General features: G+C 67.0%; 15 protein-coding genes. 5 read left to right on the top strand and 10 right to left on the bottom strand.

The window, feature by feature from the left end:
- Nucleotides 1-8 precede the first annotated feature (8 nt).
- The 3 genes from dapF to ACF3NP_RS03050 are packed head-to-tail and all read right to left on the bottom strand — an operon-like array spanning nucleotide 9 to nucleotide 2277.
- Entirely contained in the window at nucleotides 9-818 is an 810-nt protein-coding gene (gene dapF / locus ACF3NP_RS03060; protein ID WP_181888585.1) for a diaminopimelate epimerase, read from the bottom strand.
- A complete protein-coding gene (gene miaA, locus ACF3NP_RS03055; RefSeq protein WP_181888586.1) occupies nucleotides 815-1714 on the bottom strand; it encodes a tRNA (adenosine(37)-N6)-dimethylallyltransferase MiaA in 900 nt (299 codons plus the stop codon). Before miaA ends, dapF begins: the two co-directional genes overlap by 4 nt.
- Entirely contained in the window at nucleotides 1711-2277 is a 567-nt protein-coding gene (locus ACF3NP_RS03050) for a hypothetical protein (RefSeq protein ID WP_181888587.1), read from the bottom strand. The genes miaA and ACF3NP_RS03050 overlap by 4 nt, the downstream gene beginning before the upstream one ends.
- 127 nt (nucleotides 2278-2404) lie before the next feature.
- On the opposite strand from ACF3NP_RS03050, the gene ACF3NP_RS03045 reads away from it, so the two are divergent.
- Both ACF3NP_RS03045 and ACF3NP_RS03040 read left to right on the top strand, forming a co-directional pair.
- Nucleotides 2405-3766, top strand: a complete 1362-nt coding sequence (locus ACF3NP_RS03045) for a DUF349 domain-containing protein (RefSeq protein WP_181888588.1) — start codon at nucleotides 2405-2407, stop codon at nucleotides 3764-3766.
- A 13-nt stretch (nucleotides 3767-3779) separates the two neighbouring features.
- Nucleotides 3780-4859, top strand: a complete 1080-nt coding sequence (locus ACF3NP_RS03040) for a GNAT family N-acetyltransferase (protein ID WP_181888589.1) — start codon at nucleotides 3780-3782, stop codon at nucleotides 4857-4859.
- A 140-nt stretch (nucleotides 4860-4999) separates the two neighbouring features.
- On the opposite strand, the gene ACF3NP_RS03035 is transcribed toward ACF3NP_RS03040, so the two are convergent.
- The 7 genes from ACF3NP_RS03035 to ACF3NP_RS03005 all read right to left on the bottom strand — a co-directional run bounded on the left by ACF3NP_RS03035 (nucleotide 5000) and on the right by ACF3NP_RS03005 (nucleotide 11246).
- Nucleotides 5000-5614, bottom strand: coding sequence for an Rv2732c family membrane protein (locus ACF3NP_RS03035; RefSeq protein WP_181888590.1), 615 nt, complete (start codon nucleotides 5612-5614; stop codon nucleotides 5000-5002).
- A 17-nt stretch (nucleotides 5615-5631) separates the two neighbouring features.
- Nucleotides 5632-7089 (bottom strand): tRNA (N6-isopentenyl adenosine(37)-C2)-methylthiotransferase MiaB, encoded by a 1458-nt coding sequence (miaB, locus tag ACF3NP_RS03030; protein WP_236883500.1) that lies wholly within the window; start codon nucleotides 7087-7089, stop codon nucleotides 5632-5634.
- 93 nt (nucleotides 7090-7182) lie between these two features.
- A complete protein-coding gene (locus tag ACF3NP_RS03025; RefSeq protein ID WP_181888592.1) occupies nucleotides 7183-8331 on the bottom strand; it encodes an aminotransferase class I/II-fold pyridoxal phosphate-dependent enzyme in 1149 nt (382 codons plus the stop codon).
- Nucleotides 8328-9044: a 6-carboxyhexanoate--CoA ligase gene (locus ACF3NP_RS03020; RefSeq protein ID WP_181888593.1), complete on the bottom strand. Its 717-nt coding sequence runs from the start codon at nucleotides 9042-9044 to the stop codon at nucleotides 8328-8330. The genes ACF3NP_RS03025 and ACF3NP_RS03020 overlap by 4 nt, the downstream gene beginning before the upstream one ends.
- A gap of 47 nt (nucleotides 9045-9091) precedes the next feature.
- The gene (recX, locus tag ACF3NP_RS03015) at nucleotides 9092-9673 is read right to left on the bottom strand and encodes a recombination regulator RecX (protein ID WP_181888594.1); all 582 of its coding nucleotides are present in this window, start codon (nucleotides 9671-9673) and stop codon (nucleotides 9092-9094) included.
- A complete protein-coding gene (gene recA, locus ACF3NP_RS03010) occupies nucleotides 9674-10801 on the bottom strand; it encodes a recombinase RecA (RefSeq protein WP_181888595.1) in 1128 nt (375 codons plus the stop codon).
- Nucleotides 10802-11030: 229 nt separating this feature from the next.
- Nucleotides 11031-11246, bottom strand: coding sequence for a DUF3046 domain-containing protein (locus tag ACF3NP_RS03005; protein WP_063936922.1), 216 nt, complete (start codon nucleotides 11244-11246; stop codon nucleotides 11031-11033).
- Between the two features lie 43 nt (nucleotides 11247-11289).
- Between ACF3NP_RS03005 and ACF3NP_RS03000 the strand changes: the two genes are divergently transcribed.
- From ACF3NP_RS03000 to ACF3NP_RS02990, 3 genes are read left to right on the top strand one after another with little or no spacing between them, the layout of a single operon-like run.
- The gene (locus ACF3NP_RS03000) at nucleotides 11290-11856 is read left to right on the top strand and encodes a biotin transporter BioY (protein ID WP_181888596.1); all 567 of its coding nucleotides are present in this window, start codon (nucleotides 11290-11292) and stop codon (nucleotides 11854-11856) included.
- Nucleotides 11857-11861: 5 nt separating this feature from the next.
- Nucleotides 11862-12551, top strand: coding sequence for an energy-coupling factor ABC transporter ATP-binding protein (locus ACF3NP_RS02995; protein ID WP_181888597.1), 690 nt, complete (start codon nucleotides 11862-11864; stop codon nucleotides 12549-12551).
- Nucleotides 12548-13153, top strand: a complete 606-nt coding sequence (locus ACF3NP_RS02990) for an energy-coupling factor transporter transmembrane component T family protein (RefSeq protein WP_181888598.1) — start codon at nucleotides 12548-12550, stop codon at nucleotides 13151-13153. Before ACF3NP_RS02995 ends, ACF3NP_RS02990 begins: the two co-directional genes overlap by 4 nt.
- Nucleotides 13154-13171 lie beyond the last annotated feature (18 nt).

Genomic DNA, 13171 nt, shown 5'->3' with positions numbered 1-13171 from the left:
TCTTCGGCTTACAGCTCGTCCGCCAGCTCCCCGCGGAACACGATCGTGGACGGGCCGGTCATCGTGGCCTCGCCGCCGTCAAGCACGACCTCAACGGCCCCGCCCGGGACGTTGACGATCACGGAGCCGTTTTCGATGCCCGCGTCCGCAAGAGCCGCCTGCGCGGCGGCGACGGTACCGGTGCCGCAGGAGCGGGTCTCGCCCACGCCGCGCTCCCACACGCGCATGTGCACGCCTCCCTGATCCAGCTCCGTGAGCACCTCCACGTTCACCCCCTTGGGGAAGAACTCTGGGTCGAACTCCGGAGCCGTAAACTCCATGTCCGCAAGATCCGAAGAAGTCATACCCGGGATCACGCACGCCAAGTGCGGGTTGCCCACGTCCACGCCGATGCCGGCGAACTGGGCCTCCCCCATGGACGCGGTGGAGACGCCGGTGACCTCAACGCGGCCCATGCCCACAGACACAATCGCATCGGCACAGTCGGCAGAGATCACCCGGATGTGCTTGACGCCGGCGCGGGTATCCACGTCGAACTCGGTGGCGTCCTCCAGCCCCTCGGCCACCAGCACGTGGGCGAACGCGCGGATGCCGTTGCCGCACATCTCCGCGACGGTGCCGTCGGCGTTGCGGTAGTCCATGAACCACATGCCGTCTGTTCCCCCGCGGCGCACCACGCGCAGCAACCCGTCTCCGCCGACGCCGGCGCGACGGTCGCAGAGGAAGGCGACCTGCTCCGGGGTCACGTCGAGGGTGTCCTCAACGTCGATGAGGACGACGAAGTCGTTTTCGGTGGCGTGCGCTTTGATAAATTTCACGCCAGCGAGTCTAACGCGGCGCCCACAACGTCCGCGCCGGCCGCGTCCAGCCACACGGTTCGCGGGTCGCGGTTAAACCAGGAGCGCTGGCGGCGCACGTACCGGCGCGTGCCGGTGATCGTCTGCGCCACGGCCTCGTCTTCGGTGAGCTCGCCGTCGAGCATCGCCAGCACCTGCGCGTAGCCGATCGCGCGGCCGGCGGTGGATTCTCGCACGAGGCCGGCGTCCACCAGGCCACGTGTTTCGTCGATAAGCCCCTGCTCAAACATCATGCGCGTGCGCAGCTCGATGCGCGGGTTCAACCACTCGGCGTTCGTGCGCAGCCCCAGGATGCGCGTGCCCCAGCGGGGTGCTGCGTTCTTCGGCGGCTGCGACGCCTGGAACGGTTTGCCGGTCAGCTCGATAACCTCGAGGGCGCGCACGGTGCGGCGCGGGTCCTTGTCCTCGATGGTGCGGGCGGCAGCCGGGTCCACCTCGGCCAGCTCCGCGTGCAGCGCGTCCACGCCGATCTCGGCCAAGCGTTCCTCGTACTTCGCGCGCACGGTGGGGTCGGTGGGCGGGAACGACCAGGCGTCGATAAGCGATTGCACGTACAGCATCGAACCGCCCACCAGCACCGGCATCTTGCCGCGCGACATGATTTCTTCCACCGTCGCCACCGCGAGCGACTGGTACTCAGCCACCGAGGCGGTGCGCGTGACCTCCCAGATGTCCAGCAGGTGGTGCGGGATGCCCTCGCGCTCCTCCACGGGAAGCTTCGCGGTGCCGATGTCCATGCCTTTGTACAGCTGCATGGAGTCCACGTTGACCACTTCGCCGTCGAACTCGTGCGCCAGCGCGATGCCTAGCGCGGACTTGCCGCTGGCGGTCGGGCCCACTACTGCGATCGGTTTCATACGCTCCACTCCGCTACGTAGCGCCCCACGCCCAGGGTGTCGTCGTGGTCCAGCAATGTCGCCTTATGTGGCCGCAGCGCCGCCAGTTCGTGCCACAACGCGGGTTCGAGCAATTGCTTATCGACGACCTCCGGTTGCCCACCGTCCAGCCACCCGCACAGACGCCGGTGGTACTCCGGCGCGCCGTCGACCAGCGCGAGCGGGGCTCGCGGTGTCAGCCCGGCCGGGCCGTCTAGCACCACCACGGTCACCACGTCCGGGTCGGGGGTGCCGATCTCCCCGCGGACCTCGCGTACCTCCGGGTCCCCCAGTGCGAACCGTGCGACCAGCTCGCCCAGGTGGTTGCCCGCGCGCACGGTGATCTCCGGCCCACCCCAGGCGGTGAAGGACCCAGTGTGGGCGGTGTACCAGCGCTCATCCTGCGAGCAGACAATGTCGATGGCCCTGCCACCGGCGGTTTCTGCGAGCGCGCGGACGGCCTGTAGGAGGCGTTGCGAAGCGGCGTCGCTAGGCGAAAGCGCGAGTGCCGGCGATCCCGGCACGATCCAGAGGTTGGGTCTCACGCGCACAACCCTACCCAGCGCCCCGTTTGCTCCCCGCAGGGCGTGAAGTGCCGGTAATATCGCACGCATTGCGCAAGGCAGCCGCGACGCGCGGCACAGTGCGGCCAGGTCAAAGGCCGCGGAAAGGATGTCCACCATGACCGATTCGAACTCCACTCCGACCCCGGGCACCAAGGCGCCGTCGCCGGCAGCGATGGCGAAGAAGCCAGGGCCGCGCCCAGGGGCAGCGGCAAAGACCGTCACCCCGGCTCCCCTGCCGGCGCGCGAGCCGTCGGACCCGTCCAAGTTCGGTCGCGTTGACGACGAGGGCAACGTCTTTCTCACACGCGGCGGCGAGGAGCGTCAGATCGGCTCCTGGCAGGCGGGCACGCCCGCAGAAGGCCTGGCACACTACGGCCAGCGCTACGACGACCTGGTCACCGAGGTGGAGCTCATCGAGACGCGCCTGCGCGCCCACCCTGAGGACGCTGATGCGCTGCGCAAGTCCGCAGAGGCACTCAAGGCATCGCTTGCGGACGCGGCCGTGATCGGCGACATCGACGCCGTGGAGGCGCGTCTGGACAAGGCGATCGACGCTACCGATACCGCGCGCGAGAAGGCGAAGGAGCAGAAGGCGCAGCGCCGTCAACAAGCAATTGCCCTCAAGGAAGCGCTGGCTGCTGAGGCCGAGGACCTGGCGGAAAACTCCACGGAGTGGAAGGCCGCGGGCGACCGCATCCGCGCGATCTTGGAGGAGTGGCGCGGTATCCGCGGCATCGACCGCGCAACCGACGACGAGCTGTGGAAGCGCTACTCGCGCGCCCGCGACAGCTTCAACCGCCGCCGTGGCTCCCACTTCGCCGAGCTGGACCGCAACCGCGCGCAGGCTAGGAAGACCAAGGAAGAGCTGGTCGAGCGCGCCGAGGCGCTGAAGGACTCCACCGACTGGGGCCACACCGCCCGCGCCTACCGCGACCTGATGACGGAGTGGAAGGCCGCCGGCCGCGCCCCGCGCGAGGTGGACGACAAGCTGTGGGAGCGCTTCCGCGCGGCCCAGGACCACTTCTTCGAGGCCCGCAACGCCGTCAACGCAGAGCGCGACCGCGAATTCGAGGCCAACGCCGAGGCGAAGGACGCGCTGATTTCCGAGTACGACTCGCTGATCGACCCCGCAAAGGGCCTCGGCGCGGCGAAGGCGAAGCTGCGCGAGCTGCAGGACAAGTGGGACGAGATCGGCTTTGTCCCGCGCGGGCGCGTGCGCGAGTTCGAGGACAAGATCGGCCGCATCGAGCAGCGCGTGTCCGAGGCGGAGGATTCCCGCTGGCGCAAGACCGACCCGGCGCAGCAGGACAAGGTCAACCAGTTCCAGGTCAAGGCCGACGACTTTATCAAGCAGGCCGAGGCCGCCGAGGCCAAGGGCGACGCCACTAAGGCCGCTTCCCTGCGCGAGCAGGCGAAGCAGTGGCAGGAGTTCGCCGACGTCGCCGCCAAGGCCGTCAACGAGGGCTAGTAAGTTAGCGCGAGTGCTCCACCCCCACCTTTTCGCCCCCCGACCCGACCACGGCGATGATGCCGAGGCCGTGGTCGGGGGCTACGCCTTTTCCGCCACGTTGGCCATCCAGGACATCACGGGTCTTGCCACCTCCGGCGTGTCCGCGGCCCACATTGCCAAGCGCCTCGAGCCCTCCGCCGAGTCCGAGGCCATGCTGTTCGGCTTAGTTTCAACGCAGCACCTGCGGCCGGTCACCGACCTGGGTTACCCGGAGCTGTTCGCCGAAGACCTCGACTTCCTCGACGCCTGGCTGTTCGTCTCCCTGCCCCTACTGGAGGACCGCGGGGTGATCGAGGCGAACTTCACCTTCGACTCCGAGCTCGCGCCCCTTCCGGGCGAGCCCATCCCCGACGCGCCGTGGGAAAGCGCGCTGAAGCTTCTCGACGACCTATCGGCCCGCCTTTCCCGCCACACCCGTCAACTGTGGGTGACCCACGCCCTCGAGGCCGATGAGCCGCCGCACGTACGGGGCTACGGCTACCAGGCAGCGTTCCGGGAGGACCAGGGCACGTTTTCCGTCTCCGCGATTGAGGGGTTGCCTGATGCTGCGGATGCCGAGTTCGCGGTGGTCCAGGGCCCCGGCTTCTCAGCGCGGCGAAACGCTGCGCCTGGCGAACTGGAGCAGTTCTCCCGTTTGCTCACCTCGGCCTCGCGCGACTACCCCCGCGGCGAGCTGGTCATGGACACCATCGAGTGGGACCTCGCCCGCATTCAGGACGCCGGTGCCAGGTTGCAGGACCGTGGCGGCTCCCAGCTCACTGGCCTGGCATATGTCAACGACGAGTGCGTCGGTCTTTGCGAGGTTGTCCGGTACTTTTCGGACGACCCGAAAGTTTGCGAACTCGGTTTGATCTACCTGCTTCCCGAGCACCGCGGCCGCGGCATCGGCTCCGCACTGCTGCGCGCGTCGCTCACGCGCGCCAAAGAGACCTGGGAGGACCTGGAGACGGTCTACTGCTCCTACCCCGCCGACTCCCCCGCGGCGAACGCGATCATGAGGGGCCTTGACGCGGAGGTGGTTTCCTCCACCACCGCGTGGCAGAAACCGTAGGCAGTGCGCTCCTTGTAAATGCCGATATCGGCGTTTACAAGGTGAGCCGCCACAAAAGCCCAGGTCGCGGGTCGGCGGTCGCGCTACATGCCGATATCGGCTTTTGCGGGCTGGGGACCGGCGGCGCGGGGTTGTACCTGTTAGTCCAACGTCTTGCGGTGTCGCTCTGCTGCGCGGGCACGGCGGTCGTCGATAAGCAAAGGGTTCTCCTGCTCCCTCGTCGCGGCGCGCTGCGCGAGTGCAACCTCATCCTTGCCTTGCGCCTCGGCGCGCTGCTTAGCGACGGCCGCCTGCTCCTCGTTGCGCGACAGGATCAGCGGGAAGACCGTGAACACCACGATCACCACCGCGAGCAGGACCAGGTAGTAGCCGGGGCCACGGCTGATACCGGAGGCGTTGGAGTTGCGCAGCCACATGCCGAGCACGGAGTAGACCAGCGAGACGGTTGTGACCATCCACGCGGGAACCGCGAGTGCGAAGCGCTGCGTGGCAACTGCGAGCGTGGTCAGGACACCGACGCCGATGAGCGAGATCCACGCGAAGATGTACTCCGTGACCGCGGTCTGGGCGTCCTTCGCCGCGTCAGTGGCAGCGAGCACCTGCCATAGCGACGCCCCGCCGACGAACGGTAGGAACAGCGCCACCACGTAGATGGCCACCGCGGCGGCGAGCACCCAGCGTTTTGCGCCCATGTCCACGGTGGATGCGGCTTTCTTCTCCGCGCGGGCAAGGGATTCGGTGTTGGGCTGCGTCATGTCGCCCAACTGTAGCCCTAGCTACCGCAGCAGGCGGAATCTGCTGGAGCGGCGGCGGGCTGGCCAATCGTCGGCAGGCCAAGGCCCACACCGATGGGCGCGGTGGTGGGCACCTCTCCCCGCTCAGAGTTGTCGCCGGCCTTGGTGCGGCGGTGCTCGTGGATGCCGGAATCCGCGATCAGGTAGTGCGGCTTCGCGTCGGTGATGGTGACGGTGACGATATCGCCCGGGCGGACCTCACCGTCGATGTTGCCCTCGAGCGCGAAGTGCACCAGGCGGCCGTCGCGGGCGCGGCCGGACATGCGATGGGTGCGGTCGTTCTTGCGGCCGTCTTCTTGGACGAGGAGTTCCTGTTGCGTGCCGACGAGCTTCGCGTTCTCCTCCGCGCTGATGCGCTCCTGCAATGCGTGGAGGCGTTCGAAGCGCTCCTGGACCACAGCCTTGGGGATCTGCTGCTCCATCTCCGCCGCCGGGGTGCCGGGGCGCGGCGAGTACTGGAAGGTAAACGCGGAGGTGAAGCGGGCCTTCTCAACCACGTCGAGGGTGGCCTGGAAATCCTCTTCGGTCTCGCCAGGGAAACCGACGATGATGTCGGTGGTGATCGCGGCGTGCGGCAGCTTCTCGCGTACCTCGTCCAGGATGGCCAGGAACTTCTTGGAGCGGTAGGACCGGCGCATGTCCTTGAGCACCTTGTCGGAGCCGGACTGCAGCGGCATGTGCAGCTGCGGGCACACGTTCGGGGTCTCCGCCATCGCGTCGATGACGTCGGAGGTGAACTCCGCCGGGTGCGGGGAGGTAAAACGTACGCGCTCCAAGCCCTCGATGTCGCCGCAGGCGCGCAGCAGCTTGGAGAAGGCAGAACGGTCGCGCTCCATGTCCTCGTCGACGAAGTTCACGCCGTACGAGTTCACGTTCTGCCCCAGCAGGGTCACCTCGGAGACACCCTGATCCACCAGCGCCTTAACCTCGGCGAGGATCTCGCCCGGGCGGCGGTCCACCTCCTTGCCGCGCAGGCTGGGCACGATGCAGAACGTGCAGGTGTTGTTGCAGCCCACCGAGATGGACACCCAGCCGGCGTAGGCGGATTCGCGCTTGGCGGGCAGCACGGACGGGAAGACCTCGAGGGCCTCCACGATCTCCACCTGGGCCTCATCCTCCACACGCGCCCGGTCGAGCAACGCCGGCAGCGCAGAGATGTTGTGGGTGCCAAAGACAGCGTCTACCCACGGCGCCTTTTCAATGACGGTGTCGCGGTCCTTCTGCGCCAGGCACCCGCCGACGGCGATCTGCATGCCGGGGTGGTCGGCCTTGACGTTCTTCAGCTGTCCGAGCGAGCCGTAGAGGCGCTTGTCAGCGTTCTCGCGCACCGCGCAGGTGTTGAAGACCACCAGGTCGGGCTCCTCGCCGGCATCGGCCGCGACGTAGCCCGCGTCTTCGAGCATGCCGGAAAGACGCTCGGAGTCGTGCACGTTCATCTGGCAGCCGAACGTGCGCACCTCGTAGGTGCGGGGATTGCTGTTTTGGGTGGTGCTCGCCGTAGTCACGGCGAGACAGTCTAACCAGGTGAGCTACAACCGCGAAATGACGTCTGCCAGCCCGTCGATCTGCGCGTCGGTGTGGGTGGCCATCACCGTCACCCGCAGCATCGCAGCACCGCGCGGGACGGTTGGCCAGCGGATGGCGGGCACGAAATACCCGGCCTCGCGGAGTGCGGCCGACGCGTTGACTGCCTGCGTCTCGTCGCCGATGGGCACCGGGATGATCGGACTTTGCCACTCGCCCATCCCGAGGTGGCCGGCCAGACGGCGGATGTTGCGGTGCAGCGCAGGCACCGGACTGTCTTCGCCCTCAAGCACGCCGATGGCCGCCGAAACGGCCGCGCACGTGGCCGGCGTGGACGAAGTGGAGTAGACGAAGGTGCGGGCCTTCTGCCGCAGCAGCGCAGCCACTGGTGCGGAGGCAGCCACTGCCCCGCCTTCGACGCCGAGCGCCTTTGATGAGGTGGCTACGAGGATGTCCGGATGGTCGTCGACAAGCGAAAAGTGCTCCGTGATGCCGCGGCCCGTCGCGCCGAGGGTGCCGGTGCCGTGCGCGTCGTCGACCATGAGGGCGGCGCCGCGGGCGTGGCAGACTGCGAGGAGTTCGGGGACGGGCGCGAGGGTGCCGTCCATGGAAAACAACCCGTCGGTGACCACGATTGCTTCTCCGGAATGGCCTCGCAACAGCTCGTCGACGTGCGCCGGGTCGCGGTGGCTGTACACGCGCACCGTGGCACCCTGCGCCTTGGCCAGGCGGCAGCCGTCGATGATGCTGGCGTGATTGCGCTCGTCCGAGACGATGAGCGTGCCCGGGCCGGCGAGCGCCTGCAGCACGCCGGCATTCGCCATGAACCCGGCGGAGAAGAACACGGAGTCCTCGTAACCGAGGAATCGGGCGAAATCGTGCTCAACTTGCGCGTGCAGGTCCGTGGTGCCGGTGGTCAGGCGCGATCCGCCGGGGCCCGCGCCGAAGCGGTTGAGCGCGTCAGCGGCTGCTCTGGTGACGGCGGGGTGTTCGGCCAGCCCCAGGTAGTTCGAGGAGCTGAACAGCACGTACTCGCGCCCATCGATGGTGGCTACCGGGGTCTGGCCAGTGCGAAAGATTGCGGGGGTGCGCTCAAGGCCTTGGCTGCGCCAGGTGTCGCTCTGTTGCTTGGCGGCGCTATCGAGCCAGCTCATTTGGCCTCCCCAACCAGCACGGGGGTGTGCTCGAGGTAGTCAATCAGGTCCGCAGGGTCGTCGGTGTCCACGACAAACAGGCGCCCGCCCATTTCGGAGCCGACCGGCTTCATGTTGGGCACGCGCAGGTACCCCATCTCTCTGGAGGCCACATAGCCGGTGGTGTAGTCCGGATCGTCCGAGAAGCAGACCTCGGCGAGCATAGCCGGGTGGTGCGCCACCTTGGAAGCGAGCACGAGCGCATCGGTCACGCGGGTTTTGCCGGAGTGCGTCTCTGGGCGCTCCCCTGTGGCGGTGGCGGCGTCCATGGAGGTCACCCGCACGCCGCGGGCGTGATCCGGTTCGAGGCGTGCACCGGTTGTCGCGTGGAAGAGGATGGCCCCGCGCATGTCGCGCACGCCGGTGAGCAGCTCCCATGCTTCGGCGGCGTGCGGGGTCAGCGGGGCGAGCGCGTCGATCACGGTCTCGCGGGCCTCTGCCGGGTCTGCGCAGTGCGCCTCCCTGATTGGCAACGCCGGGATATGTGCCACTTCGCCGTCGATGGCGGTCACCGTCACTGTGATTGAATCCGGCTTTCCCTTGCCGTGGGCCAACGCGCGAGTGCCCATCGCGGCGCACACGTCTGGAACCTCGCGCTCCTCCACGATGCGCTCGGCGCCGGAGATGTGGGAGCCGAGCGCGCTGGAGCGCATCTTCACGCTGAACAAAGCCATGCGGTTAAGTCTAGGAGACCGCCTTGAACACCGTTCAGTGTTTCGGTCTACTCCTCGCACTCTGCGATGCGCGCGTCCAGTTCCTCGCGGGCGATACGAAGCGCCATTCCCTGGTTGAAGCCGCGCCGGGCCAACGCGCCAACGACGCGGCGCAGGTGCTTGTCGTACTCGGCGCGGTCTACAGGAGCCGCTTTGACCTTCCGCGCGGACTTCTCCGCAACCGCGCGCGCGGTGTGCTCCTCGTCTTCGTCGGAGATCTGCTCCAGGGCTGCGGCGCGGTCCGCTCCCCCAACGCCCTTGTCGCGCAGCTCCATATCCAACGCGCGGGCGGACTTGCCGCGACGGGCGGCGCGCTGGCGCACCCACTCGTGGGCGAACTGCGCGTCGTTGATAAGGCCGGAGCCGGCAAGATCGTCGAGGACTTCGTCTACAAGCTGCGGCTCGAACTCGGCCTTGATCAGCCGCTCGCGTAGCTCCGCGCGGGAGCGCGCACGCTGATCAAGCAGGCCGAGCGCCCGCTTGCGCACGGGAGCCAGGGCCTCCTCGTGTGTCCGGTCGAAAAGACCGGTGCCCGGCTCGTAGGCGTCAAGCACCGCCTGGAGCCGGGCAACCTTGTCCGCGTCCGCCAACTACTTCTCCGCGGTTGCGGGTGCCGCCACGTCGTCCTCGTCATCGAAGTCGATGTTCGGCACCATATCCACCGGCTCGTCCGTCAGCTCGTCGGACGCGTTGGCGTACTTGCCCACGCCGAGTGCGCGGAAGATCTTGTCCTCGATCTCGTTGGCCAACTCCGGGTTCTCCTTGAGGAAGATGCGGGCCTTCTCCTTGCCCTGGCCCAGCTGGTCGCCCTCGTAGGTGAACCAGGAGCCGGACTTTTTCACGATGCCGTTTTCCACACCCATGTCGATGATGGAACTCTCACGCGAGATGCCCTCGCCGTACATGATGTCGAACTCGGCGATCTTGAACGGCGGGGAAACCTTGTTCTTCACCACCTTCATCTTGGTGCGGTTGCCAATGGAGTCCTGGCCGTCCTTCAGCGTCTGAATGCGGCGGACATCGCAACGCACGGATGCGTAGAACTTCAGCGCCTTACCGCCGGTGGTGGTCTCCGGCGAGCCGAACATCACGCCGATCTTCTCGCGCAGCTGGTTAATGAAGATGGCAGTGGTGCCGGAGTTGTACAGCGCACCGGTCATCTTGCGCAGCGCCTGGGACATCAGGCGGGCCTGCAGGCCGACGTGGCTGTCGCCCATTTCGCCCTCGATCTCCGCCTTCGGGGTCAATGCGGCCACCGAGTCGATCACAATCATGTCGATCGCGCCCGAGCGCACCAGCATGTCCGCAATCTCGAGCGCCTGCTCGCCGGTGTCCGGCTGGGACACCAGCAGGTTGTCGGTGTCCACGCCGAGCTTGCGCGCGTAGTCCGGGTCGAGGGCGTGTTCCGCGTCGATAAACGCCGCGATGCCGCCGCCGCGCTGCGCCTCCGCAATCGCATGCAGCGCCACGGTGGTCTTACCGGAAGATTCCGGCCCGTAGATCTCCACGATTCGTCCGCGCGGCCAACCACCAATGCCGAGCGCGACGTCGATGGCGGTGTTGCCGGAAGAGATGGACTGGATCGGCGGGCGGTTCTCATCGCCCAAGCGCATGACAGCGCCCTTGCCGTAGTCCTTCTCAATCATTGCCAGCGCTGCATCGAGCGCATTCTTGCGGTCGTTGCCGGCCGAAGCCGCGGACTTCTTCTTCGTTGCCATGTGGTGTTTCTACCTCCAAGTATTCGGCGGCGCTGGGCGCGTCGCGTGCACAGTTTCTTAGTTAGACGTATCGCCATACCGCTTCGGTTCCATTGAACTCAAAGAAATTTTCCAAGCGGAAACACGGCACACTGTAGAACGCGACGGCGACACGCCAGAGAATACACGCAAACGTGTTCGAAATTCAACGACACGCCGGGGCAGCGGAGCCGTCGATAAGCAACGGCTCCTAGGTGCCCGGGCGATCGACCCCGAGGCGGCGCTCCTCCGGGACATCGAACGCGTCGCAAAGCCCGCGCCACGCGTCGCGCGGATCCACACCGGCATCGATGAGCTGCGCAGACGTCTGCTCAAACCCGGGCAGCACCTGGGTCTGGATGATCCACTGCGCACGCTCCGAGCCGAACTCGTCCTGCACAAGCTGGTGAAACTCCGTCAAACGCATGCGCCCGACAGTACACGCCACCCGTCGCGGTACACTCCCGCGCATGAAGAAAAACTCTACAGCGCAGGATATCGCGCTAATCGCGGTCTTCGCCGCCATCGTCATCGTGCTGGGCTTCGTGTCCATCCCCGTCGGCGCGGCCGGCGTGCCCATTGTGCTGCAGAACGCCGCCGTGATCCTTGCGGGCCTCGTGCTGGGGTGGCGCCGCGGGTTCTCCGCCGCGGCGATCTTCCTGCTGGTGGGCCTCGCGCTGCCGGTGCTCGCGGGCGGCCGCACGGTCATCTCCGCTCTCGGTGGTCCGACCGTGGGCTACCTGGTCGGCTACCTTGTCTCCGCCGCCGTCGCCGGCGCGGTCGCGTACACCGCACCGTTCCGCTCGAACAAAACGGCGAGCATCGGAATCCTCATCCTCGCCGGCTACCTGGCCCTGTTTTTCCAGTACCTCTGCGGCGTGTTCGGCCTGATGTGGCGCGCTGACATGAGCTTCGGCGCAGCCTGGGCGGCGCAGGTGCCGTTCCTGCTGCCGGACGCCGGCAAGGTCGCGCTCATGATCGCCATCGCGTTCGCCGTGCACCAAGCGTTCCCGGATCTGCGCGGGGCCCGTAAGTAAACGCCATGCCCCTCATCGAGTTTCGCAGCGCTGCCGTCGCGTATGACGGCGAGCAGATCCTCGCGCCGCTCACCGTGAGCCTGTCGGAGCAGCGCATCGGCATCATCGGCTCCAACGGCTCCGGCAAATCCACCACCGTGCGCCTGATCAACGGCCTCATCGAGCCGACATCGGGGCAAGTGCTTTACGACGGGCTCACGCCCGACAAACGCGGCAAAGACATCCGCAAACGCGTCGGATTTGTCTTCTCCGACGCCGAATCCCAAATTGTCATGCCGCGCGTTTCCGACGACGTGGCGTTTTCCCTGCGCCGCTTCAAACTGCCGCGCGAGGAGGTCAAACGACGCGTAACAGAAGCGCTCGAGCGCTTCGATCTAGCCGACCGCGCCGAGAACTCCCCGCACACCCTCTCCGGCGGCGAGAAGCAGATGCTCGCGCTGGCCTCCGTGCTGGTGATCGAGCCGGACACGATCATCGCCGACGAGCCCACCACTCTGCTAGACCTGCGCAACCGCCGCCGCATCGTGCGCGAGCTGATGTCGCTGGACCAGCAGCTGATCGTGGTCACCCACGACCTGGAAATGCTGCGCGGATTCGACCGCGTTCTGGTCATCGACGACGGAGCCTTGGCCTACGACGGCGGCCCCGACGCGGCAATCGCCTTCTACACCGACCTGATGGATGCGAAGCCGTGATCCGCGAACTGCCCCTCGGCGTATACGTGCCGGGGACGACTCTGCTGCACCGCACGGGTGCAGCGCTGAAATTCGTGTTGCTCGTGGCATTCATCATCGGCGTCACCGCGTTGCCGACGCAGCCATGGCACGCTGTGGCCGCCCTCGCGTTCGTGTTGGCGCTCTACGTATGGGCACGGATCCCCGCCCGCGTAGCGTGGCGCCAGCTAGTGCCGTTGGTGCCCGTGCTGGCTTTCTTCGGCGCGTTCATGGTGTGGCAAAACGGCGTTGCCTCTGCGCTCACACTGCTGGTCGGGCTGCTTGCCACCATTGCTGCGGCAAACCTGTTGACGCTGACCACCCCGGTCGAGGAACTCCTCACCGCGCTGGACCGCGCCCTGTCCCCCTTCGGTCGCGCGGGCGAACTGATCTCTTTGACCATCGCGCTCACGATCCGGCTTATCCCCCTCACCCTCGCCACGGCGAACGAGGTGCTCGACGCGCGCAAGGCCCGCGGTGTCGGGTTCTCCTTCACCGCATTCGGCATCCCGTTGGTGATTCGGTCTGTGCGCCGCGCGAAGATGATGGGAGAAGCGCTCATGGCCCGCGGAGCCGTTGATTAGCACCTGCTTAACGACGAC

The organism is Corynebacterium lehmanniae, assembly GCF_043161975.1.
GTDB lineage: Bacteria > Actinomycetota > Actinomycetes > Mycobacteriales > Mycobacteriaceae > Corynebacterium > Corynebacterium lehmanniae.
The sequence above is the reverse complement of the archived record's forward strand: the minus strand, read 5'-3'. Positions and strand labels throughout refer to the sequence as shown.

Coding starts and splice junctions, on each gene's coding strand:
- ACF3NP_RS03005 (WP_063936922.1), bottom strand. CDS start 11,246: ATGCGTTTGACGGAGTTTCACCAGCTTGTGCAGGACGAGTTCGGCTCG.
- miaB (WP_236883500.1), bottom strand. CDS start 7,089: ATGAACGTGCACGACTCCGAGCGTCTTTCCGGCATGCTCGAAGACGCG.
- miaA (WP_181888586.1), bottom strand. CDS start 1,714: ATGAAACCGATCGCAGTAGTGGGCCCGACCGCCAGCGGCAAGTCCGCG.
- ACF3NP_RS03020 (WP_181888593.1), bottom strand. CDS start 9,044: ATGGCTTTGTTCAGCGTGAAGATGCGCTCCAGCGCGCTCGGCTCCCAC.
- ACF3NP_RS03045 (WP_181888588.1), top strand. CDS start 2,405: ATGTCCACCATGACCGATTCGAACTCCACTCCGACCCCGGGCACCAAG.
- ACF3NP_RS02995 (WP_181888597.1), top strand. CDS start 11,862: ATGCCCCTCATCGAGTTTCGCAGCGCTGCCGTCGCGTATGACGGCGAG.
- ACF3NP_RS03035 (WP_181888590.1), bottom strand. CDS start 5,614: ATGACGCAGCCCAACACCGAATCCCTTGCCCGCGCGGAGAAGAAAGCC.
- ACF3NP_RS03000 (WP_181888596.1), top strand. CDS start 11,290: ATGAAGAAAAACTCTACAGCGCAGGATATCGCGCTAATCGCGGTCTTC.
- ACF3NP_RS03025 (WP_181888592.1), bottom strand. CDS start 8,331: ATGAGCTGGCTCGATAGCGCCGCCAAGCAACAGAGCGACACCTGGCGC.
- recA (WP_181888595.1), bottom strand. CDS start 10,801: ATGGCAACGAAGAAGAAGTCCGCGGCTTCGGCCGGCAACGACCGCAAG.